Origin of the sequence: Lactiplantibacillus daowaiensis, from assembly GCF_005405085.1 — a bacterium.
Lineage (GTDB): Bacteria > Bacillota > Bacilli > Lactobacillales > Lactobacillaceae > Lactiplantibacillus > Lactiplantibacillus daowaiensis.
In genome coordinates this window covers 1-24521 of the sequence record NZ_BJDJ01000029.1, presented here as the reverse complement: position 1 = coordinate 24521, position 24521 = coordinate 1, and the positions used below count along the sequence as shown (strand labels likewise).

Here is a 24521-nt window from a genome sequence, read left to right as displayed (position 1 = left end):
AAAGGAACCCCGTTCGCAAGTGAACGAAGTTCCACATAAACCCTCCATCAACACCCGTTGACAAAGAGCCGTTAAATCATCGTTTTAATTTAGTTGAAGAATTCGTTATATAAGGCCACAACGGCTTGATCAGCATCACGGTCGTGAACACCGAACATAATTGAAATTTCTGAAGCCCCTTGGTTGACCATAATTAATTTGATATTGCTGTCAGCTAGTGCGGTAGCTGCGCGGGACATAATTCCCACGCGATTGCGCATGCTTTCCCCAACGACCATTAAGATCGAATAGTCATGGGTGAAGTAGATTTCATCCGGATGAACCGCTTCAGAGATTTCAGCGGTCAATTCTTTTTCAAGCTCCGGTGTGAGCTGATGTTCATCAAAAATAATGGTTAAATCATCGATCCCAGAAGGCATGTGTTCATAGCTAACATGATGGTCTTCCAAGATTGTTAAGATTTTACGACCAAAGCCAACTTCCTTGTTCAATAAGTATTTCCGCAAGTATAATGAGCAGAAACTAGATGAACTGGCAATCCCAGTGACGGGATATTTGGTACTGGCTTCACGCGTCGACTTGATTAAAGTCCCCGGTGCTTCGGGATGATTGGTGTTTTTGACATTAACGGTGATATTACCTTGAATCGCTGGAATCAAAGCTTCATCGTGAAAGACAGAGAAACCGGCGTAGGATAATTCACGCATTTCGCGGAACGTCATCTCACCGATGGCTGCTGGTTGGGCAACTAAGGCGGGATTGACCGCATAAATCGCATCAACATCGGTAAAGTTTTCGTAGCGGTCAGCATTGACACCGCGGGCGATGATCGCCCCGGTAATGTCGGACCCACCACGAGAGAACGTACAGATTTGACCATTACGATTGTAAGCGAAGAATCCAGGAATCACTAAGATTTGGTCACTGTTGGCCCATTTGGCAATTTGGTCATAGCTGCTCTCGATGATTTGGGCATCATCAGGCACATCAGTCACGACCATCCCAGCATCTTTAGGATCTAAATAGCGGGCATTTAACCCGGCTTGGGCAAAGACTGCGGCGACTAGTTTGGCATTTAAGCGTTCACCATGCGCTTTGAAGGCAGCCATTAAATAGGTATTATCGGCATAAGCTTGGTTAGGCAAGTGCCGAATAATATCAAAAATCGGTGTTAATTGGTCTTCTGGAACATCAAATCCGCGACCAATCTCAGCGTAGCGGTCAATGATGGTCTCCACGACCGCCGCAGTATCCTGATGATGGATGGTTTGGCGAGCGTACTGGATTAATAAATCGGTGACTTTGGTGTCGCCAGCAAACCGTTTACCAGGTGCGGAAACAATCACATATTTCCGCTGGTCGTCAGCTTGGACGATCGAAAGGACTTTTTGCAGTTGGGTACTACTGGCAAGCGAACTGCCACCAAATTTAATTACTTTCACATTAAATCGCTCCTCAATTTTATCAATAATGAAAAGAATAGCAGACAAACCGCGAGTTTGCAATGTTAATCTGACCTCATAGACTTCTCATTTTCATTGAATTAAACCGTTGGCGACTAACCCAGTAAATGATTTAAGGGGAATTGCGACTCGTAAAGTTGCGTCAACATTGCCTTTCGCTTATTATTTATACATACAATCAAGGAGGAACTTAGTTTGCAAGTTCAGTTAGCAAAAGGGGTTCAATTGACGACGGTGACCAGTCATCAATTTAAAACCAACCAGATTATTGTGAATTTTCGGGCGCCGATTCAACGTGATGAAATCACGAAGCGCGCGTTAATCACCAATTTACTTGAGACCAGTTCGGCGGATTATCCCGACCAACGGGCCTTGGCGCATGCATTGGCAGCCATGTATGGCGCCGCATTTGGTGCGGGCGTTAGTCGCAAGGGACCAACGCACAGTTTACAGTTAGCGATTACCGTACCAAATGAACGCTACCTAGAAACGGACCAGCCATTAACGGCTAGTGCGATTCAGTTTTTACAAAATATTATTTATCGGCCTTTAGTTCATGATGGTCAATTTGACCAAGCGACTTTTGACCGGCAGGTGATCAATCTAAAAGCTTCCATTGATTCAGTCGCGGATGATAAGCAATATTATGCGGCACAGAAACTAAATGAAGCCTTATTTGCTGATCAACCAGCGCAACAAATTCCGAGTTATGGGGTCACTGAGGATCTAGCTGATTTAAATGCGACGGATTTATACGCTTATTATCAACGGATTTTAGCGCGTGACCAAATCGACATTATTGTGGTCGGTGATGTGGATGTTGCCGATGTCACGACGCGGTGGCGGTCAGTTGGGTTTACGGATCGCCCAACCGATCAGTTAGCACCGTTTTATCAACACAAAAACCTTGGTCACTACGTGGAAGTGCAAGAACACCAAGCGCTAAGTCAAGCTAAGTTGAACTTAGGCTATGACTTGCCTGTCTTTTATCGTGATGAGCACTATTATGCGGCCTTAGTTTTTAATGAACTCTTTGGTGGTTCACCATTGTCTAAACTATTTATGAATGTCCGTGAAAAGGCAAGTTTGGCTTATTATGCTAGCAGCTCACTGGATACGTTCCGCGGTGTCATGAAGGTTCAAGCCGGTATCGATGGCAAGAATCATGACCAAGTGTTACAAATTATTGATGACCAATTAACGGCGATTAAAAACGGTGACTTTACCGATGATTTAGTCGATCAAGTTAAGTTAGGACTAATCAATGACTTTGAATCTAGTTTAGATAGCCAACGAACATTTGCTATTCAAGCGCTTATCGATGACTTAACGCACCGTGAAGTAAGTGATGAGGTTTGGTTACAACAAATTCAAGCGGTGACGCGTGAGCAAATTCAAGCGGTTGCCCAGTTGGTAACGCTCAATAATGGGTTCTTTTTGAATGGGGGCGTGGCCTAATGCAAGTGAAGGAATACGAACAATTTAATGAAACGAGTTATCAGACCAAGCTCGATAACGGCTTAACAGTCACGATGTTACCTAAGGCAGGCTTTCACAAGACGTATGCGGTTTTTACGACGAACTATGGGTCGATCGATAATACGTTTGTCCCAGCTGGTGGCAGTGAGCTACATCGTTATCCAGATGGGATTGCCCACTTTTTAGAACATAAGATGTTTGAAAAAGCAGATCATGATGCGTTTCAAACCTTTGGTAAGTATGGCGCTAGTGCGAATGCGTTTACTAGTTTTACGCGCACGAGTTATTTGTTTTCAGCAACCCGTAACTTGCGTGAAAACTTGGAAACGTTACTTGATTTCGTCCAAGACCCATATTTTACGGCTAAAACAGTCGAAAAAGAAAAAGGGATTATTGGTCAAGAAATCGAAATGTATAACGATGATCCAAGTTGGCGGTTATATTTTGGGATGATCGGCAATCTGTACCCGAACCATCCGTTACAATATGATATTGCCGGGACGACGGATTCAATTGCCAAGATTACGGCGGATGACTTATACGCGGCTTATCGGACTTTTTATCATCCTGAAAATATGACCCTGTTCATCGTTGGAAAGTTGAACCCAGATGAAGTCTTGGACTGGATCAACACCAACCAAGCTAAAAAACACTTTGACGCGTTTCAACCGATTGAACGCAAGTTACCCGCAACCGCAATCGATGGGCATGACATCATTCCTTATCGGATGATTGACATGCCAGTTAATCGTGCGAAGACGGTTGTTGGGGTCAAAGGTTTGGCACCGATTGAAGCCGGGTTACCCGCGTTGAAATATCGGGCGGGGGTCAACATCTTATTAGAGCTGTTATTTGGTGATACCTCTCAAAACTATTTGAAACTTTATGATCAAGGGGTCATCGATGATACTTTTGGTTATGATTTTGAATTACAAAACGATTTTAACTTTTTGACGTTTAGTGGGGAAACCGATCAACCGGCACAGTTTGATGCCGCGATTATTGCTGGTCTTGAAAATTGGTCTAGTGCGGTTGATGGCCAAGAAGACCTCTTAGCAATGGTCAAAAAAGAAATGATTGGCCGGGTCGTCTTTATGGCCAATTCACTGGAATCGATCGCCAATCGATATGATCAGCGTTTGTTCGGTCACACAACCTTGTTTGATGAACCAGCGACGATTGCCAGTTTAACTTTGGCTGATATTCAAGCCATTGCCCGCCAACTGTTGACATCACAAGCGATTAGCGAGTATCAGATTCAGCCGGCAACCAAGGGTTAAGGAAAGTTGAAATTTTGTGTGATTGGTTTCGACACTAGTTCGGCTGTGATATACTATGAAGCGAAAGATTTTTGAAAATAGACTTAGGGTGGAGAAAAAGTCAAATGAGTGAAGAAAATGAAGCAAAAAGCAGCATTGGGGCGCGCTTAAAAGCCGCTCGAACCGCCAAAGGATTAACGATTGATGATTTGCAACAAATCACCAAGATTCAAAAGCGGTATTTGATTGCCATTGAAGACGAACAGTTTGATAAGTTGCCAGGGGATTTTTATGTCCGTGCGTTTATTAAGCAATACGCTGATACGGTCGACTTAGATGGGAATGCGTTACTCAAAGAATATAGTGACGAATTGCCAACTTCGCACGCAGAAGTCAATGTTCAAAATGTTGATGAAGTTCAACCAACACGGACTTCTTCACGTGAACAACCAAGTAGTCCAACTAATCGTGTTCGGAACTATTTACCAACCATCATCATCACAGCAATCGTTGTCTTGATTTTGTTGTTTATTTGGTTCATGGCGGTTCGGACACATACAAGTTCTAGTACAGCTACTAGCACTAGCAGTTCATCGACACAAGTGTCGAGTTCTAAAGCTAGCAGCAAAGCCAGTTCTAAGAAAGCTGCTAGCAGCAGTGCTGCTAAGGCCAGTTCTAAAAAGGCTGCAGCTAAGAAGAGTAGCAGTAGCAAGCAAACCATTAAAGCAACGGGTAGTAGCGATACCGCCTACAGGTTGACGAATGGGGCGAAGAAGAACAAAGTGGTCTTAAAAGCCACTAAGGCGGCCTGGACTTCAGTGACGACTAACGGTTCAACGACTTGGCAAGGGACGTTGACGGCTGGCGGGTCACATACAGTGACATTACCAAGCAGTGCGACAACGGTTAAATTCCAATTTGGGAATGCGGTCGCAACTTCTGCAACGATTAATGGTAAGAAGTTCAACTTCAATCCTAACAATAGTTCGACGCAAGTGCGGACGATTACGTTAACCATTAAATAAGCGTTGTAAAGGAGTTTGAGCCTTGAATTTACCCAATAAATTAACGGTCTTCCGGATTATCTTGATTCCGGTTTTCCTATTGATCATGGTTTTACCATTAAGCTGGGGTCAAGTGGTGTGGGCTGGAACGACGATTCCGGTCACTCAAGTGATTGCAACGATCATCTTTGCGGTGGCATCATTGACCGATTTAGCGGATGGTAAGATTGCGCGCCGGCAACATTTAGTTACCAACTTCGGTAAATTTGCTGATCCGTTGGCTGATAAAATGTTAGTGATGACGGCTTTTATCATTTTGGTGCGGTTGAATGCCGCTCCTGATTGGGTCGTTGCCATTATTATGTGTCGTGAATTAGCAGTGACTGGCTTACGACTATTGATTGTTGAAAACAATGGTCAGGTTATGGCAGCAGCGATGCCTGGGAAGATTAAGACGACCACGCAAATGATTGCCATTATCTTCTTGTTATTAAACAATGTGTTGTTTGCCGCAATCAATGTGCCATTTGCTAGCATCATGTTATACATCTGTTTGTTCTTCGTGATTTACTCGGGGATCGATTACTTCGTTCAAAATCGCGATGTTTTCTCAGATGGCTTTAAATAAACGATTATTGAAAGTTCTGCTTGCGAGCAGAACTTTTTTCGTGCGGTCATAAATCAATTTCGTATATACTAAATGTAACGCATCAAAACGTTACAAGGAGGCTGGTACACAGTTATGCAAGCAGAAATTATTGCGGTTGGCACCGAGATTTTACTCGGCCAAATTACCAATACAAACAGTACCCATATTGCGCAGGGCCTAGCTGAACTAGGAATCGATAGCTATTATCAAACCGTCGTCGGCGATAATCCCGCCCGTTTAGCGGCAGTTATTGAAGTTGCAGCGCAACGAAATGATTTAGTTATTTTGTCGGGGGGGCTTGGTCCAACCAAGGATGACCTAACAAAACAAACGCTCGCCAAGTATTTGAATGTCCCATTAGTGGAAGATGTGGCGGCGATGCAAGTCATCACTGACCGGTTTAACCAAACCCAACAAGTGATGACTGAAAACAATCGGCTTCAAGCCCTTTATCCGGCTGGGGCAACTCCATTAACCAATCATAATGGGTTAGCTGTCGGGGCCTTTTATCAATCACCTGATTCAGCTGACTTCTTATTATTACCAGGACCACCGCGTGAAATGACGATGATGTTTGATACCGAAGCCAAGCCGAAGTTACAGGCCGCTTACGGTGAGCAAGCGCAAATTTATTCGCGGGTATTGCGGTTCTTTGGGATTGGTGAGTCAAAACTAGTCACTGAACTACAGCATTTGATTAATGACCAAGCAGCTGTGACGATTGCGCCGTACGCTAAGATCAATGAAGTGACGTTACGTCTAAGTGCTCAAGCGGATACGCAAACGGCCGCTAAGGCGTTATTAGATACCACTGAAGCTAAGATTCGTGATTTGGTTGGCGATTACTTGTATGGTTATGGCGATGATAACACGCTAGTTAAAGTCGTCATTGATGAAATGATTGCTCAAAAATTGAGTATCACAGCAGCTGAAAGTTTAACTGCTGGGTTGTTCCAGAGCACGATTGGCAGTGTGCCAGGGGTCTCAGCTATTTTCCCTGGCGGATTTGTGACCTATGCTAATGCGGCAAAACATCAATTAGTCAACGTGCCTCAAGCGACGATTGACGCTGACGGGGTCGTTTCGGCAGCAACGGCTAAAGCAATGGCCCAGGGTGCACAGCAGCAATTACAAACGGATACCGCGCTGAGCTTCACTGGGGTCGCTGGTCCAGATGCTTTAGAAGGACAACCTGCTGGCACTGTTTGGATTGGATTAGCCTACCGTGATCAGCCCGTTAAAGCGCAGTTATATCACTTTGCCGGTGATCGTCAACGCATTCGTGAACGTAGTGTGATGGCTGGTCTGGACTTGTTACGCCGTCAAATTGCCGCCGATGAGACCTTGAAAAAATAATGGGAACTTTTGTTCGCTTTTTGCTTGCATTTCGACGACTGAACAGCTATGATATTAAGAGTTAAGAGCGAGAACCAAAGGAGGAAATAATTTGGCTGATGCACGGCAAGCAGCACTAGATGCTGCCTTAAAAAAGATTGAAAAGAACTTTGGTAAAGGCTCCATTATGCGGATGGGGGATGCTGCGAATACAGCAATCTCAACAATCTCAAGTGGGTCATTAGCCTTAGATGATGCCCTCGGTGTTGGCGGGTACCCCCGCGGCCGAATCGTAGAAATCTATGGCCCAGAAAGTTCTGGTAAAACGACGGTTGCGTTGCACGCTGTGGCTGAGGTGCAAAAGCAAGGCGGGACTGCGGCGTATATCGATGCTGAAAACGCGTTAGATCCTGTTTATGCAGAGCACTTAGGGGTCAATATTGACGACTTATTGCTCTCGCAACCAGATACTGGTGAACAAGGGTTAGAAATTGCGGATGCCTTGGTTTCCAGTGGTGCCGTTGATATCTTAGTTGTTGACTCTGTGGCGGCCTTAGTGCCTCGTGCTGAAATTGAAGGCGAAATGGGTGATGCCCACGTCGGCTTACAAGCGCGGTTGATGTCACAAGCGTTACGGAAACTTTCCGGGACGTTAAATAAAACTAAAACGATTGCGTTATTTATTAACCAAATTCGTGAAAAAGTTGGGGTCATGTTCGGTAACCCTGAAACGACACCAGGTGGTCGCGCGTTGAAATTCTATGCGACGATTCGTTTGGAAGTTCGGCGGGCTGAACAAATTAAAGATGGCACCGATATTATCGGGAACCGTGTTCGGATCAAAGTGGTCAAGAACAAGGTTGCGCCGCCATTTAAGCGCGCTGAAGTCGATATCATGTACGGTCATGGGATTTCACAAACGGGTGAAATCGTCGATATGGCCGCTGATAAAGATATCGTCAAGAAGAGTGGTTCTTGGTATTCCTACGGCGAAGACCGCATTGGTCAAGGTCGTGAAAATGCGAAGAAATACTTGGCTGACCATCCTGATGTCATGACTGAAATTCGTCAAAAGGTTCGAGATGCTTATGGCATGGATGCGACTGGTGACGAAGAAGCCGCCGAAACTACGCCAGATCCTAGCGAACTAGATTTAGGCGATACGACTGAAGATAAAGAATAAGACTTGTTAAGTGCGTCTAGCCGTTTGGGCTAGGCGTTTTTTTGACGCTAACAATGACGCATAAATGGCTTATTATGACCTTTTTTACTTGGTTACAATTAAGTTGTGATGATGATAAGGCGTCACTTTTGCGACTCAATTCCGTTATGGGGGCGTGAATTGTGACCGGAATCAATCGCTTCACATAGGACTTTAAGTTGACACTATTAGTTTCAAACATTAGAATAACAAGTGTGTAAGTAATCAAAATATAACATCTGAAAATTGATAGTTGATTTTAAGTTAACTGGATTTTGGTGATGCGGAGGTGGAAACATGAATGTTTTCGGTATAATCCTCGCAGTCATCGCAATTGTTGTCGGCTATGTGCTGGGTTACATGATTCGTAAGAATGTCCATGAAAAAGAATTGGATGCAGCTAAGCACACTGCCGAAGGTATTATTGCTTCAGCCAAGAAGCAAGCGGAGACTCAGAAGAAAGAAAAAGTTCTTGAAGCAAAAGAAGAGAGTCACCGTTACCGGACTGAGGTTGAAAGCGAGTTAAAGCAACGCCGGAATGAAGTGCAAAAGCAAGAAGACCGGTTGTTACAACGCGAAGAAACTTTGGACCATAAGGAAAATACTTTTGAGAAACGCGAAGATGCTTTAGGCAAAAAGGAAGATAAAATTGCCAATGAGCAAAAGCGGGTTGAACAGCAGCAACAAAGTGCAGCTTCACTAATCACGCAACGACAAGCTGAATTAGAAAAGGTCGCCGCCTTGTCACAAGACCAAGCGCGGGAACGGATTTTAACGCAAACGCGGGATCAATTAACGCATGAGCGTGCCGTGATGATCAAAGAAAATACGGATGAAGTCAAAGCTCAGTCTGAGAAAGAAGCTAAAAACTTAATCGTTCAGGCCATTCAACAAAGTGCCGCCGATATGGTTTCTGAAACCACTGTTTCAGTGGTCTCATTACCAAATGACGATATGAAGGGGCGGATTATTGGGCGTGAAGGCCGCAATATTCGAACTTTGGAAACGTTAACGGGTATCGATTTAATTATTGACGATACACCGGAAGCGGTCGTTTTGAGTGGCTTTGATCCGATTCGCCGCGAAATCGCTAAGATTGCGTTGGAGAAATTGATTCAAGATGGTCGGATTCATCCGGCACGGATTGAAGAAATGGTTGAAAAAGCCCGGAAAGAAATGGACGAAAAGATTCGCGAGACCGGTGAACAAACCGTCTTTGATTTAGGGTTGCATGGGATGCATCCTGATTTAATCAAGCTCGTGGGTCGTTTGAACTATCGGACGAGTTATGGTCAAAACGTATTGAATCATTCGATTGAAGTTGCGAAGTTAGCGGGTGTCTTGGCCGCTGAACTTGGTGAAGATGTTACTGTCGCGAAACGCGCAGGATTATTACACGATATTGGTAAAGCCGTCGATCACGAGATCGAAGGTTCCCACGTTGAAATTGGCGTGGAATTAACAACGAAGTACAAAGAAAATCCAGTAGTCATCAATACGATTGCTTCTCATCATGGCGATGTCGAAGCGAAATCCATCATCGCGGTCTTAGTGGCCACGGCCGATGCGATTTCAGCGGCCCGGCCGGGTGCTCGAAGTGAATCGTTGGAAAACTACATTCATCGACTTGAAAAGCTTGAAACAATCGCTAATGCTGAGGATGGGGTTAAGAAGAGTTATGCTATCCAAGCTGGGCGTGAAATTCGAGTAATCGTTAAGCCTAAGGACGTTTCTGATTTACAAGCAACGGTCTTGGCACACGATATCAAGAAGCAAATTGAAAATGAACTCGAATATCCTGGTCATATCAAAGTGACGGTCATTCGGGAAGTTCGAGCAGTAGACTACGCTAAATAAATCAAAATAAGTTTGAGACGCTTGCGTCTTAAACTTATTTTTTTACGTTAAAAACCACTGTTTCCAAGTCGCTTAGTGGCTAATTAATGCTAAAATGATGGGTATAACAATCAAACAAGGGAGCAATATATGCGAATTTTATTTGTAGGTGATGTCATGGGCAACGTCGGTCAAGACGCGGTCGCGACTTATTTGCCAAAATTAAAGCGGCGCTATAAGCCGCAAGTAACGATCGTCAATGGTGAAAATGCCACCCGCGGTCGTGGAATCAACGAAACGGTCTATAAAGACTTTTTAACGGCTGGGGCCGACGTGATCACAATGGGAAACCATACTTGGGACAATAATGAAATTTTTGATTTTATTGGTGGTGCCAAGAAGTTAGTGCGACCATTGAATTTTCCAACTGAAACGACACCCGGCGTCGGCTATACGATCGTTAATGTAAATACGGAAAAGCTAGCAGTCATTAACTTGCAAGGCAATGTCTTTATGGGACAGAACTTAGCAAATCCATTTCTCACAGTACAACCGTTAGTGGCAGAATTACGGCAAACAACACCGAATATTTTTATCGATTTGCATGCGGAAACGACCAGTGAAAAAGAAGCCATGGCTTGGTATCTCGATGGGCAAGTGAGTGCCGTGATTGGGACCCATACGCATGTTCAAACGAGTGACAATCGGGTCTTACCAGGTGGCACGGCCTTTTTAAGTGACGTTGGTTTCACTGGCCCTTATAATGGCATTTTGGGGATGACACGTGAAAACGTGATTCAGCGTTTCCTAGAACAAATGCCAACGCGGTTTAATGTGCAAGAAGATAGTCCAGCCGTGTTATCTGGTTGTGTGATTGATGTTGATGGTAAGACTGGACATGCGAAGAAGATTCAACGGATTCTCATTAATCCCGACCATCCATATTTTGATGATTAAGTTCGTAATAGAAAGTAGGAAAAAAAGTGCCACAAAAAACAAATGATACGCCGATGATGCGTCAATACTTTGCGGTGAAAGACCAATATCCAGACGCCTTTTTGTTTTATCGGTTAGGTGACTTTTATGAAATGTTTTTTGACGATGCCATCAAAGGGGCCCAATTACTAGAATTGACCTTAACGACGCGGAATCATTCAGCGACGAATCCCATTCCAATGTGTGGGGTGCCGCATCGGGCCGTACAAAACTATATTGACATCTTAGTTGATAAGGGCTATAAAGTTGCGATTTGTGAACAAATGGAAGACCCGAAGTTGGCTAAAGGGATGGTTAAACGTGAAGTCATTCAATTAGTGACCCCCGGGACAACCTTAGAACGTGGCGCTGAACAAGCTAAATCGAATAACTATTTAACTGCCTTGGTTCAAGCTGATGGACAATACGGTTTTGCGTACGCTGATTTATCAACTGGGGAACTAAAAACTAGTTTGTTAACGACCAACGATACGTTAATTAACGAAGTGACCAGCTTACAAACAAAAGAAATTGTGGTTGACGAAAGTGTGCCGCAAGCTTTGCGTGATCAACTCAAGGCGTTAGGTATCTTGATTTCAGAACAAAATCGTGTCGATTCTCAAGCCGAATTGAGCTATTTAACCCAAGATTTAACCGTTGAATTGGAAAAACAAGTCGTTGAACACTTATTGATGTATATCAATGTGACGCAAAAGCGGAGCTTAGCCCATTTACAAAAAGCCGTGGCTTATGAACCATCTTATTTTTTGAAGTTGGATCATAATTCCAAATATAACTTAGAATTGACCCGCTCGATTCGAACGGGTAAAAAACAAGGCACTTTGTTGTGGCTGTTGGATGAAACCAAAACTGCTATGGGTGGCCGTTTATTAAAACAATGGCTCGATCGCCCATTGATCGTTAAAGCCGATATTGAAACGCGGCAAAATAAAGTGGCCGCGTTATTAGACCATTATTTTGAACGCAGTAACTTGCAAGAAGAATTGGTCAAAGTTTATGATTTGGAACGCCTAGCTGGTCGGGTGGCCTTTGGGAGCGTCAATGGGCGTGACTTGATTCAGTTGAAAACCTCATTACGGCAGATTCCAAAGTTACGCTATATTTTGTCGGAACTTGATGCGACGGTCTTTAGTGATGAAGTCAGCCATTTGGATCCAGTAGAAGATGTGGCTGATTTAATCGATCAAGCAATCGTTGACGAAGCCCCATTGTCAGTAACCGATGGGGGTGTGATCAAAGATGGTTATGACGCGCAATTAGATAAGTATCGTGATGCGATGAATAACGGGAAAAAATGGATTGCTGCGCTAGAAGCGCAAGAACGAGAGATTACCGGGATCAAGAACTTGAAGATTGGATTTAACCGGGTCTTTGGGTATTATATCGAAGTTACGAAGGCCAACTTGGCACAATTGCCAGCTGACCGTTATGAACGCAAACAGACGTTGACCAATGCGGAACGCTTCAGTACGCCAGAATTAAAAGAACATGAAAGTTTGATTTTGGAAGCTGAGAGCCACTCAACCCAGTTGGAATATACGTTATTTACAAAAGTGCGTGAAACGGTCAAAGGGGCCATTAAACGGCTCCAAACGTTAGCAAAAGCGGTCGCTGCAATTGATGTGTTACAAAGTTTTGCGGTGGTCAGCGAAGATTATCATTTTGTCCGCCCAACGTTAACGAAGTCACATGATTTAAAATTGATCGATGGTCGGCATCCGGTGGTCGAAAAGGTGATGGGTAATCAAAGTTATGTGCCTAATGATGTCACCATGGGACCAGATGAGACGATCATGCTGATTACTGGACCGAACATGTCTGGTAAAAGTACGTACATGCGGCAGTTAGCCTTAACGGTCATCATGGCGCAAATCGGGTGCTTTGTCCCGGCAAAAGAGGCCCAATTACCGATTTTTGATCAAATCTTTACCCGTATTGGGGCGACTGATGATTTGATTTCGGGTCAAAGTACGTTTATGGTCGAAATGCAAGAAGCCAATAATGCCATTAAGCATGCGACGGCCAACAGTCTAATTTTATTTGATGAAATCGGTCGTGGGACCGCGACTTATGATGGGATGGCCTTAGCACAGGCGATTATTGAATTTGTGCATAATCATATTCATGCCAAGACGTTATTTTCGACCCATTATCATGAATTGACGGCTTTGGATCAAGAATTAAAAGGGTTGCATAATGTTCATGTCGGTGCGACCGAACAAAACGGCGACCTGGTTTTCTTGCATAAAGTTGAAGCTGGTGCAGCGGATAAATCTTATGGGGTACATGTGGCTAAATTGGCGGGGATGCCAACGCCGCTATTGGAACGGGCCAATCACATCTTAGCTGATCTGGAACAACAAGGCAGCAACGTGACGACTACGACGATGCAAGCAGCTGAAGTCTCACAACCACAAGCGACGGTTGCGGCAGCGCCAGCACCAACTAGTGAGGCACCGGATGATACGCCAGTTAGTGAAGCGGCACCGGCAGAAGAACAATTATCATTGTTTGCAGAACCGACAGTGACTGATCCTAAGGGTGAAAAGGTCTTGCAACAAATGAAGACGTTGAACTTAATGGCAATGACGCCAATGGATGTCATGAATCAACTCTATAAGTGGCAACAAAAGTTAGGCAAGTAAGTTTGTAAGAAAGGCTGATGGCGATGGCAAAAATCCATGAATTATCATCCGTATTAGCGGATCAAATCGCAGCTGGTGAAGTGGTCGAACGACCGGCCTCAGTCGTTAAAGAATTAGTTGAAAATGCCTTGGATGCGCACGCGACTCAAATCGATGTCATGGTCGCAGAAGCTGGGATTCAATCGATTCGTGTGATTGATGATGGTGATGGCATCGCGGATGATGACGTCTTGACTGCATTTAAGCGGCATGCAACGAGTAAGATTACGTCACGAGCAGATCTGTTTAAAGTCCATTCACTAGGGTTTCGGGGTGAAGCGTTGCCCAGTATTGCCTCAGTGGCCGATGTTTTAATGAATACGAGTACTGGGATAACTGGCACAAGTATCCATTATCGAGGTGGTAAACTCCTCAAACAGGCGCCAGCACCACTGCGGCAGGGAACCGATATTACGGTGACAGATCTGTTCTACAATACACCGGCGCGGCTAAAATACTTGAAGTCGCAGCAGACTGAATTAGCGAATATTTTAGATATTGTCAATCGGCTGGCTTTGAGCTATCCGGGTGTGGCATTTCGCTTAGTCCATAATCACAAAGAGTTATTACGAACAGCTGGTCGTGGTGATCTGCAGCAAGTTATCGCTGGTATTTATGGGGTGCAAAATGCCCGTAAAATGGTGGCATTGCAAGGTGAAACCGACAGTTATCAAGTCAGCGGTTATGTGGCGTTGCCAGAACTAACCCGGGCGAGTCGGCAGTATATCTCGATTTTGATCAATGGTCGGATTATCAAAAATCAACAGCTGACTAAAGCCGTGATTAAAGGCTACGGGTCCAAACTAATGGTGGGCCGTTATCCAATTGCAGTGTTGGTGTTAACAATGGACCCACTACTAGTTGATGTGAACGTTCATCCGACTAAGCAAGAGGTTCGTTTAAGTCAAGAACCTGAATTGGCTAAGTTAATTACAACAACGATTACGGATCGGTTAGCGAATGTGAACTTGATTCCGTCGGCGTTAGAAAACTTGGGTAGTCATCGGCGGGAACGCTTAAATACGGATCAGTTGGCGATGGACTTAAATGCGGCGTCATCACAATACCAGCCAGTCGCGACGCCTTCATCGACCCAGCCATTATCAGTGGCGGTCTCACAAGCTTCAGCCGCGACTGAAGCGGCACCAGTCGTTGCAGCTTCGGCAGCACCTACGCCTAAAATGGCTGCACAACAGCCAAGTGCGGCGCCAACGCAGCCGATCATGATCGATCAGCAAGCACAACTGCGGTCAAAACGTATGGCGACCTTTGATGCCAAGTATCAACATGAAACCCCAGCCTTACCATTTGGTACGGCTGCGCCAGTTGAACCAGCGCCGCCGGTGTTTGACGAGGCCACACAGGCAACGACTACGCCTGCTGCGAGTGACCGGTTTCCAAGTTTACGTTATTTAGGCCAAATGCATGGGACCTACTTGTTGGCTGAGGCTGATGATGGGATGTATATTTTGGACCAACATGCGGCCCAAGAACGGATCAATTATGAGTATTACCGCCAAGCTATCGGTGAAGTGAGTGCGGACCAACAAAACTTATTGGTGCCAATTGTGCTTGATTATCCAACGAGCGATATGTTGAAAATCAAAGAACAGTTGCCACTGTTAGCCCAATTAGGGTTACATCTAGAACCTTTTGGGGGAAATAGTTTTATCGTGCATGCGCACCCGACTTGGTTTAAAGCTGGCCAAGAAGAAGCGACGATTAAAGAAATGATTGACTGGCTACTAGCGGATGACAAGTTGACGGTCGCACAATTTCGTGAGAAGGCGGCAATTATGATGTCATGCAAACGGGCCATTAAGGCGAACCATCATTTAGATGATCAGCAGGCCCGGGCGTTACTGGAAAAGTTACCGACGTGTGAGAACCCATTCAACTGCCCACATGGACGTCCGGTGACGGTTCATTTTACCAACACGGATATGGAGCGGATGTTTAAACGGATTCAAGATAGTCACGAATCACAAAGTCATAATTAGGCGAGTTGTTAAAGCGACTTAACCTGTTGTTAGAAAAGTGATGTAAAAAGTCTGTTAACGGTGTGTAACTGTTAGCAGACTTTTTTTGTTTGTGTAAACATTAAGTAACGAATTGGCAAAGTTAGGTTAAGTTTTAGTTGTCACGACTAAGCGAACATAGGTTTCATGTTAAAATGATTGCATGTCTTTTTGCACGGCATTAAATGGGGTGGCGGTGATCCGCCATAAAAAGGGGCTTACCATTGATTAAATTACGTAAAATACCATTGTGGGTGCTATACACGGGGATGTTTAGTTTAATCGTCGTGATCACTTTTAGTGGTTTGTTTTTAGCCGGACGGACCTTGATCTGGGAAGTCGATGGCATTGCACAACATTTTCCAATTTTAGTTGAGTTTCAAAAAATCCTACAGCATCCGGCCCAGCAAGGCTTGTTTAGCTGGTCTTGGAACTTAGGGTTAGGTGCCGATCAACTGACGACCTTTGCTTATTATGTCGTTGGTGATCCGTTTAATTACCTCGTGGCATTCATGCCAACTAGTAAGCTAGAATTTGGCTATCAGTTTCTGATTATCTTGCGACTTTACACCGTTGGTTTAGCCTTTCTCGGGTTTAGTCGGCAATTTCACTTTAGCCAGCTTAGCCGGTTGATCGGAACGTTGACGTATACCTTTACCGCGTATACGTTTTATGTGGGGATGCATCATCCATTTTTCCTATTACCAATGATTTGGTTCCCATTACTTTGCTGGACGATTGAACGAATTTTACATGGTCGTTCTTGGTGGCCATTGACGTTAGTCACGGCCATTGTCATTATGAGTAATTTTTATTTTGCTTATTTACTGGCTCTAGGTAGTTTATTGTATGCGGTCGTCCGTTATTGGCATTTACGCGCCGATAAACGGTTAACGCTAAAATTCAGACAATTACTGGGTCGGTTAGTGGCCGCAGTTAGCATTGGCGTTGGCATGGCAGGTGTTATTCTAGTGCCGACCTTGCTGGCGATGCTACACGCGACGCGGACGAGCTTTGATTTTGCTAATGGGTTGTGGACTTATCCAATCAACTATTATGTTAATTTACCGAACCGATTATTGACGAATGGCGGTGGCGTCCAGTATTGGGTCACGTTGGGCCTGAGTGGCATTAGTTTCCTAGGCCTGATTTATACATTACGTCACTTTAAACGGTACTTTTATTTGAACGTTGTGATTTTAGGGATGGCATTAGGGATTTTAGTGCCCGCATTTGCAGCGGTTTTTAACGTTTTTTCATCACCGTCTAATCGCTGGCTATTAATGGCCACGTTAGTGTTTGCCTACGTCACCATGATTATGGTCGATCAACTGCCGACATTAACGGTCAATGATCTGAAGTGGCTCGCGACAGTTAGTCTCGGGTTAATTGCGTGGATCTGGGTCGTCAATGGGTTTTACATGAATATTCGAAAACATGATATTGCCACCTACTTGGTAATCCTGGCATTAGTCATCTTTGTGTTGTTGCAACGGATATTGCACCTGAAACGATGGCAATTTGTGGGGATCTTGATGGGGTTAGTCACCCTCAACTTGCTGACTAATGGACTTGGCTGGACGAGTATCAACACAACGTCTGGTAGTACGGAACAGATTCGCCGGGGAACGGCTTTAACTTGGGTCAAACATTATTTGGATGATGCCCAGAAGGGATTGCCTAAAACGGGGTTTTATCGGACCAATTTAACGCCGAACTACTATACGCTACGATCAGCTGGCAATAATATTCCGATGGTATTAGGGACCCATACGGTCACATCATACTATTCGGTTCAAAGCGGTTCAGTTGGCCAATTAAGTCAGTCCGTTGGTAACTTAGAGTACGCCATGAACGCGCCGTTAGGGACCTTAAATGAGCGGACCACGTTAAGTAACTTACTCGGGGTCAAGTATATTTTTGCGCGAGCGGATCAATTGAAAAATCAAGCTTTACCAGCGGGCTATACACCGGTTAAGTCAGCTAATGGCACAACTAAGGTGTATGCGGATAAGTTTGTTTATGGGCTGAGTAACCACACAGGGACGGTCTTATTGCAGTCTAAAAACGCCTTGCCACTGGCGTATACGCAAAGTCAGCAGTTCTCGGCTACCGCGTATCAAAAGCTATCACCGGTGAATCGAGAACAAGCCTTATTACAAGGGGCATTGACGACGACCAAGATGGCAGGTGTTAAAACGATTCAGCCAACCGGTGTCAGTGAATCGGTGGCCTATTCGGCTAAGGCTGATGATCAGCAAGTGCTTGATACATTAGATAAAGTCATGATTTATCGCTTAAAAAATGCTACGGGGAGTTCGAATGGTGCGACTGGTTTAGCGGCGAATGCCACGACTCTAACGACTAAACAACGCCAAGCTATTGCGCCAGAAACTGGTTTGACCAAGCCAACTAAGGCTGTACAACGGTTGATTCAACAAAATCAAACGATTGTGACCCGTACTAATCAAGTTAATCAAACCGGTTTGACTAGTTTGACCAGTGATGCGCAAGGTAATCCGATACCGTATCAATTGACGCTTAAGCATCCTGAGCGATATCGGCATACGGAACTATACTTGACTTTATCGGGGCTCAAATATGAGCGAACGTCGATTAGCCAGATGATGTCAGTGGGGGGCAACAATAGCATTTTCAATGCCCGGCCTAATACGACGGTCGATCAGCTCAATCGATGGCGAAATGGGTTAAAAGATAGTTTGAGTGCAAGTGGCTACACGCTAACAGCGCAAACCGTTGATAATTCAGTTGATTTTGATCAATTGGGCACGACGAATATGTCGGACTATGAACAACGTCATACGGCCGTCTTTAATTTGGGCTACAGTGACCGATTACGCAAAACGATTGACCTGAGTTTTACAAGCGGGATTCAAGGCTTGCAATTCAAACGTGCAAAATTGGTCGCTGTGCGATTTGGTCAGGCTTATAATCAGCAAACCAAGCAACTGCAACAACAGGGGTTGCAGCAATTGAAAGTAACCAACAATCAAGTGACTGGCACGACTAATAATGCCCAAGCCAGTGTCTTAACAACTTCGATACCATATTCAACTGGGTGGCAATTGCAGGTGGATGGTAAAAACGTGGCAACACAGGTCGTTAATGATGGGTTTGTGGGCGCGAAGTTAATCGCTGGTAAGCATCAAATTAAGCTCGTTTATCGCACACCAGGGTTATTAATTGGCTGGCTATTAACAGGTCTTAGTATGGTCATCCTAATGGCCTATATTGGCTGGCGTTGGTGGCAACGGATTCGGTCGCGGACGCTGTCATGAGTATTACAAAAAAGGCGTTGACAATTGTCAACGTCTTTTAGTTTGCAAGTTGAATCAAATGTTCTGGCACCGCGAGTGGTTGTTTGAATTTAGTCCAATCGCTGTCAGCAACTAACATCACTAAGGGGGTCGGTGTGGTCGTCAACCAAGTTTGACGCGGCGACACGTCAGCCATCGTTTCAGTAATGTCGGCGGTTACATCGGCATCAGTAATCTGCCAGAGTCGATGCATGACACCGGCGGCATCAGTTAATTCTAACGCCTTTGGAAAATGGCCGACCCAATCATCAATGAGCATTTCAATCACTGGTTGGCGGGTATATAAGACGGTATTGATTGGTGCTGGTGTCATGGTCGTGACACTGGCTGGCGTTTCCCAAGCCGCGATTAAGCGCCATTGATGAATACCGTTTTTGGTTAGTTCATGCCAGTAATAGCCAGGTGTTGCTTGAACGGCTGTATCTGCAGCTGTCCAATCAGTGGCACCGGTCTGGATTTTTTGTTGGCCGCTAGCTGTTGGTAACAGTGCGGTAAATGGTTTGAGTTGCATGTGTGTCGCAACCTCCTTTACTTATGAGCATAGCATGTTTGGCGTGATTCCGGCAAGCGTTGCAGGTGGCGGTTAAATTCCATTGAAATTCTAGGACCAGTGGTATTAAGTTAGCCGTGATTTATGGTACAATTTAGCAAGCAAACATACGTTTTAGTGAAGGAGTTTTGTGCCCGTGTATGAATATTTCTTAGGCCAAATTACTGATGTGACCCCTAGCTTTGTCGTGATCGAAGTGGCGGGAATTGGGTACAAAGTGTTAACGGCCAACCCATATCGTTATCAAGTCGGAAATCAACCCGTTAAGATGTATATTCATCAAGCGGTTAGTGACAATAGTATGTCACTATTTGGATTTTACGATGCGGATGAAAAGGCATTATTTGAAAAGTTATTGAATGTTTCAGGAATTGGTCCAAAATCGGCACTAGCCATTTTAGCGAATAATGATCATTCTGGGTTGATTCAAGCAATCAATCAAGAAAATGCGACTTATTTAACCAGTTTCCCTGGTGTTGGTAAGAAGACCGCGCAACAGATCGTTTTAGACTTAAAAGGTAAATTGAATGATTTAAACGTTGAGGTTAGTGGGCAAACAGCCTTAGATGTTGAAACGCCGGCCGTTGACGGGGCTTTAGCAGACGCATTAGCTGCCTTAGAAGCGCTCGGCTACGCCCAACGTGAAATCAAACGGATTACAACGAAATTGGAAACATATGCCCAAGCTAACGGTGCGGATACCAACGCATTGTTGAGTGAAGGCCTACGGTTATTGACGAAGTAGAGGAGGGATTTGATGGACGACGATCAATTATTATCCGGTGACAAGGTCGATGATGCAGAAGAGTCGTTAGAAAAATCGTTGCGTCCGCAGACTCTCGCTCAATACATCGGTCAAGATCGAGTCAAACATGAACTGGGTGTCTACATTGAAGCGGCGCGTAAGCGTGAAGAGTCTTTGGACCATGTCTTGTTATATGGCCCGCCAGGTTTAGGGAAGACCACGTTAGCCATGGTAATCGCTAATGAAATGCAAGTCCATATTCGGACCACGAGTGGCCCAGCGATTGAAAAGCCTGGTGATTTAGTCGCGCTATTGAATGAGTTGGAGCCTGGTGATATCTTATTTATTGATGAGATTCATCGGCTACCTAAAATTGTTGAAGAAATGCTGTATTCGGCGATGGAAGATTTTTATGTCGATATCGTGGTCGGCCAAGGACCAACGGCGCATCCAGTCCATTTCCCATTACCGCCATTTACGCTGATTGGGGCGACGACACGCGCCGGGATGCTATCGGCACCATTGCGAGATCGTTTTGGCATTGTCGAACACATGGCGTATTATGAAGTGAGCGATTTGGAAGATATCGTGAAGCGAACAGCTGATATTTTCCAAACGAGTATCAAACCATCCGGTGCGCATGAAATTGCACGACGGTCGCGTGGAACACCGCGGATTGCGAACCGGTTATTCAAGCGCATTCGTGATTTTGCCGAAGTCGCTGAAAAATCGGCGATTGACGAAGCCATTGTCAGTCGGTCATTGACCTATTTACGTGTCGATGATGCTGGTCTTGATGAAACGGATAATAAATTACTACGAACGATGTTAGAGTATTACGATGGTGGACCAGTCGGGTTAGCAACGATTGCGGCTAATATTGGTGAAGAAACTGATACGATTGCCGAAGTCGTGGAGCCTTACTTGTTACAAATTGGTTATTTAAAACGTACCCAGCGTGGGCGCGTGGTAACGATTAAAGGTTACCAACATTTAGGTTTTCCCTATCCAGAACAACATTAAAAAGATAAGAGGTTACGAGCAATGAGCTTAACACTTGAAGATTTTGATTATGATTTGCCACATGAATTGATTGCGCAAACACCAATTAAGCAACGTGATACGTCACGGCTACTTGAATTGGACCGTCAAACCGGTGAAATGCAAGATAAGCATTTCTACGATATTATTGACCAATTAAACCCCGGTGACGCGGTTGTGATGAACAATTCACGGGTCATGCCAGCGCGGTTATACGGCGTGAAGCCTGAAACTGGCGGCCATGCCGAAGTGTTGTTATTACACAATACTGAAGGTGACGAATGGGAAACCTTGATGAAGCCAGCTAAGCGGGCTAAAGTCGGGACGGTCATTTCATTTGGTGATGGGAAGTTGACCGCAACCGTCACGGCTGAAAAAGAAGATGGGATTCGAATGATTGAATTTCATTATGATGGTATTTTCATGGAAATCTTGGAAAGCTTAGGCGAAACCCCATTGCCACCATATATCAAAGAAAAGCTTGATGATCCAGATCGGTATCAAACGGTTTACGCCAAAGAAAATGGCTCGGCTGCGGCACCAACGGCCGGTTTGCATTGGACGAAAGACCTACTTCAAAAAGTTCAAGATAAAGGGGTCAAGTTGGTTTATTTGACCTTGCATGTTGGGTTAGGAACGTTTCGCCCCGTTGAAGAAGATAATATTGAAGATCATAAAATGCATAGTGAATTTTATCGGTTAGACGAAGCTGCGGCCAAGACGCTAAATGATGTTCGGGCCAATGGTGGTCGGATTATAGCCACCGGGACGACTTCGATTCGAACGCTTGAAACGATTGGGACGAAGTTTGATGGTGAAATTAAGCCAGATTCTGGTTGGACTGATATTTTCATCAAACCTGGGTACCAATGGAAAGTAGTTGATGCGTTTATCACCAACTTCCATTTACCAAAATCAACCTTAGTGATGTTAGTGGCTGCCTTTACTGGCCGTGATATGATTCTGAACGCTTATCAACATGCGATTGACGAAAAGTATCGTTTCTTTAGTTTTGGCGATGCCATGTTCATTCACTAATGAACTGTGAAATTGAGATCGGGTCGCTATCGACCTGGTCTTTTTTGATTAATACGTGCTAGCTAGCGACTGCGCTAGTTTCGTGCTATCATATTCAAAGCTAAATCAGACTAACACGGAGGATTCATATGGAACCGGCAATTAAATACCGTTTAATTAAAAAAGAAAAACATACTGGTGCCCGGTTAGGGGAACTTATTACGCCCCACGGCACTTTTCCGACCCCAATGTTTATGCCCGTTGGGACACAAGCTAGTGTGAAATCATTAGCACCGGAAGAACTTGATGCGATGGGTGCTGGGGTGATCTTATCCAACACGTATCACTTGTGGCTACGCCCAGGCGAACAAATCGTGAAAGAAGCGGGTGGCTTACACCAGTTTATGAACTGGAAAAAAGGGATCTTAACGGATTCCGGGGGCTTTCAAGTGTTCTCATTGGCTAAAAATCGGGACATCACTGAAGAAGGGGTGCACTTTAAAGACCATCTGAGTGGTGCCAAACGCTTCTTATCACCAGAAGTCGCGATTCAAGTTGAAAATGATTTGGGACCAGATATTATGATGAGCTTGGATGAATGTCCACCATTTTTCGAAACTTACGATTATGTTCAAAAGTCGGTGGCACGGACGAGTCGCTGGGCGGAACGGGGCTTAAAAGCGCATCAACATCCTGACTATCAAGGCCTCTTTGGTATCGTACAAGGTGCTGGTTTTAAAGATTTACGAGAACAAAGTGCCAAAGACTTAGTCAGCTTGGACTTTCCTGGCTATTCGATTGGCGGTTTGTCAGTTGGTGAGTCTAAAGCCGAAATGAATCATGTCCTCGATTTTACGACGCCATTGTTGCCAGAAAACAAGCCGCGCTACTTGATGGGCGTGGGTTCTGCCGATGCGTTGATTGACGGGGCTATTCGTGGGGTCGATATGTTTGATTGTGTCTTACCAACGCGGATTGCCCGGAATGGGACTTGCATGACATCACATGGTCGGTTAGTGGTCAAAAATGCCAAGTATGCCCATGACTTTACGCCATTAGATGATAATTGTGATTGCTATACTTGTCGTAACTTTACTCGGGCGTACATCCGTCATTTGATCAAAGCAGATGAAACCTTTGGCTTGCGGTTAACTAGTTATCATAACTTATACTTCTTGTTACATCTGATGCAACAAGTTCGACAAGCCATTATGGATGACAACTTGTTAGAATTCCGTGAACATTTCTTTGAAATGTACGGATTTAACAAGAAAAACGCCAAAAACTTCTAGGCCTACTAGTAATTCTGGGTGTAATTTGTTAAAGTTAAAGATAGTCAAACATAGATTAGGAGCGATTTTTAAATGAATTTATTACTTGGAGCATCAGGCTTTGGTGGCTCAACCATGTCAATCGTGTTCATCGTCGTGATGTTCGCGTTCTTATACTTCTTCATGATTCGGCCACAACGTAAGCAACAACAACAACATCAAAGCATGTTGAGTAAAGTGAAACGTGGCGACAAGGTCACAACGATCGGCCGTTTACACGGGGTTGTCGACGAAGTTAACGAAGCTGAAAAGACGATCACCATTGATTGTGATGGTATTTTCTTAGTCTTCGACTTATCTGCAATTGCTAAAGTGACGCCAGCTGATGCTGGTAAAACGGTCGCTCCAGCTAGTGGCGCTGCTGCCGAATCTGAAGAAGCAGCTAGTGAAGCCCCAGCTGACGATAGTGCTGCTGAAAGTGCTGCAACTAGTGCGGACAGCGAAGCTGATTCTGAAGCTAAATAATAAAACCAATCATAAGCTTGCATGCTTGACATGTGGTAGATTGTAAAATTAATCCGAACGCTGTTCGGACAAAAAAGATCAGCTTCCTTTAAAATGGTGTTTACCACAAA

18 protein-coding genes are annotated in these 24521 nt (G+C 44.6%); 16 read left to right on the top strand and 2 right to left on the bottom strand.

What is annotated here, in order from left to right; all coding sequences use genetic code 11:
* Positions 1-89: 89 nt before the first annotated feature.
* Positions 90-1442, bottom strand: a complete 1353-nt coding sequence (locus FFM75_RS13270) for an aspartate kinase (RefSeq protein ID WP_137629648.1) — start codon at positions 1440-1442, stop codon at positions 90-92.
* A gap of 216 nt (positions 1443-1658) precedes the next feature.
* Here FFM75_RS13270 and yfmF point away from each other — a divergent pair, with 216 nt between their 5' ends.
* The 11 genes from yfmF (at position 1659) to FFM75_RS13215 (ending at position 19223) form a co-directional block, all read left to right on the top strand.
* Positions 1659-2921, top strand: coding sequence for an EF-P 5-aminopentanol modification-associated protein YfmF (gene yfmF, locus FFM75_RS13265; RefSeq protein WP_137629647.1), 1263 nt, complete (start codon positions 1659-1661; stop codon positions 2919-2921).
* Entirely contained in the window at positions 2921-4222 is a 1302-nt protein-coding gene (yfmH, locus tag FFM75_RS13260) for an EF-P 5-aminopentanol modification-associated protein YfmH (protein ID WP_137629646.1), read from the top strand. Before yfmF ends, yfmH begins: the two co-directional genes overlap by 1 nt.
* A gap of 104 nt (positions 4223-4326) precedes the next feature.
* Positions 4327-5226 carry a helix-turn-helix domain-containing protein gene (locus tag FFM75_RS13255; RefSeq protein WP_137629645.1) on the top strand — a complete coding sequence of 300 codons (900 nt, stop codon included), beginning with the start codon at positions 4327-4329 and terminating at the stop codon, positions 5224-5226.
* 22 nt (positions 5227-5248) lie between these two features.
* Entirely contained in the window at positions 5249-5833 is a 585-nt protein-coding gene (pgsA, locus tag FFM75_RS13250; protein ID WP_137629644.1) for a CDP-diacylglycerol--glycerol-3-phosphate 3-phosphatidyltransferase, read from the top strand.
* A gap of 114 nt (positions 5834-5947) precedes the next feature.
* Positions 5948-7210: a competence/damage-inducible protein A gene (locus FFM75_RS13245; protein ID WP_137629643.1), complete on the top strand. Its 1263-nt coding sequence runs from the start codon at positions 5948-5950 to the stop codon at positions 7208-7210.
* A 91-nt stretch (positions 7211-7301) separates the two neighbouring features.
* Positions 7302-8372: a recombinase RecA gene (gene recA / locus FFM75_RS13240; RefSeq protein WP_137629642.1), complete on the top strand. Its 1071-nt coding sequence runs from the start codon at positions 7302-7304 to the stop codon at positions 8370-8372.
* 315 nt (positions 8373-8687) lie between these two features.
* Positions 8688-10247, top strand: a complete 1560-nt coding sequence (rny, locus tag FFM75_RS13235; RefSeq protein WP_137629641.1) for a ribonuclease Y — start codon at positions 8688-8690, stop codon at positions 10245-10247.
* Positions 10248-10376: 129 nt separating this feature from the next.
* Positions 10377-11183: a TIGR00282 family metallophosphoesterase gene (locus tag FFM75_RS13230; protein WP_137629640.1), complete on the top strand. Its 807-nt coding sequence runs from the start codon at positions 10377-10379 to the stop codon at positions 11181-11183.
* Positions 11184-11209: 26 nt separating this feature from the next.
* Positions 11210-13867, top strand: a complete 2658-nt coding sequence (mutS, locus tag FFM75_RS13225; RefSeq protein ID WP_137629639.1) for a DNA mismatch repair protein MutS — start codon at positions 11210-11212, stop codon at positions 13865-13867.
* 23 nt (positions 13868-13890) lie between these two features.
* Positions 13891-15906, top strand: coding sequence for a DNA mismatch repair endonuclease MutL (gene mutL / locus FFM75_RS13220; RefSeq protein WP_137629638.1), 2016 nt, complete (start codon positions 13891-13893; stop codon positions 15904-15906).
* Between the two features lie 242 nt (positions 15907-16148).
* Positions 16149-19223: a YfhO family protein gene (locus FFM75_RS13215; RefSeq protein ID WP_137629637.1), complete on the top strand. Its 3075-nt coding sequence runs from the start codon at positions 16149-16151 to the stop codon at positions 19221-19223.
* Positions 19224-19260: 37 nt separating this feature from the next.
* Here FFM75_RS13215 and FFM75_RS13210 read toward each other — a convergent pair whose 3' ends face one another.
* Positions 19261-19773 carry a DUF1015 domain-containing protein gene (locus FFM75_RS13210; protein ID WP_137629636.1) on the bottom strand — a complete coding sequence of 171 codons (513 nt, stop codon included), beginning with the start codon at positions 19771-19773 and terminating at the stop codon, positions 19261-19263.
* 175 nt (positions 19774-19948) lie between these two features.
* Here FFM75_RS13210 and ruvA point away from each other — a divergent pair, with 175 nt between their 5' ends.
* The 5 genes from ruvA to yajC all read left to right on the top strand — a co-directional run bounded on the left by ruvA (position 19949) and on the right by yajC (position 24411).
* Positions 19949-20557, top strand: coding sequence for a Holliday junction branch migration protein RuvA (gene ruvA / locus FFM75_RS13205; protein ID WP_137629635.1), 609 nt, complete (start codon positions 19949-19951; stop codon positions 20555-20557).
* A gap of 12 nt (positions 20558-20569) precedes the next feature.
* Positions 20570-21580: a Holliday junction branch migration DNA helicase RuvB gene (ruvB, locus tag FFM75_RS13200; protein WP_137629634.1), complete on the top strand. Its 1011-nt coding sequence runs from the start codon at positions 20570-20572 to the stop codon at positions 21578-21580.
* A 21-nt stretch (positions 21581-21601) separates the two neighbouring features.
* Entirely contained in the window at positions 21602-22636 is a 1035-nt protein-coding gene (gene queA, locus FFM75_RS13195; RefSeq protein WP_137629633.1) for a tRNA preQ1(34) S-adenosylmethionine ribosyltransferase-isomerase QueA, read from the top strand.
* Positions 22637-22764: 128 nt separating this feature from the next.
* Positions 22765-23907, top strand: a complete 1143-nt coding sequence (gene tgt / locus FFM75_RS13190; protein WP_137629632.1) for a tRNA guanosine(34) transglycosylase Tgt — start codon at positions 22765-22767, stop codon at positions 23905-23907.
* Between the two features lie 72 nt (positions 23908-23979).
* The gene (gene yajC / locus FFM75_RS13185; protein WP_223876686.1) at positions 23980-24411 is read left to right on the top strand and encodes a preprotein translocase subunit YajC; all 432 of its coding nucleotides are present in this window, start codon (positions 23980-23982) and stop codon (positions 24409-24411) included.
* Positions 24412-24521: the final 110 nt, after the last annotated feature.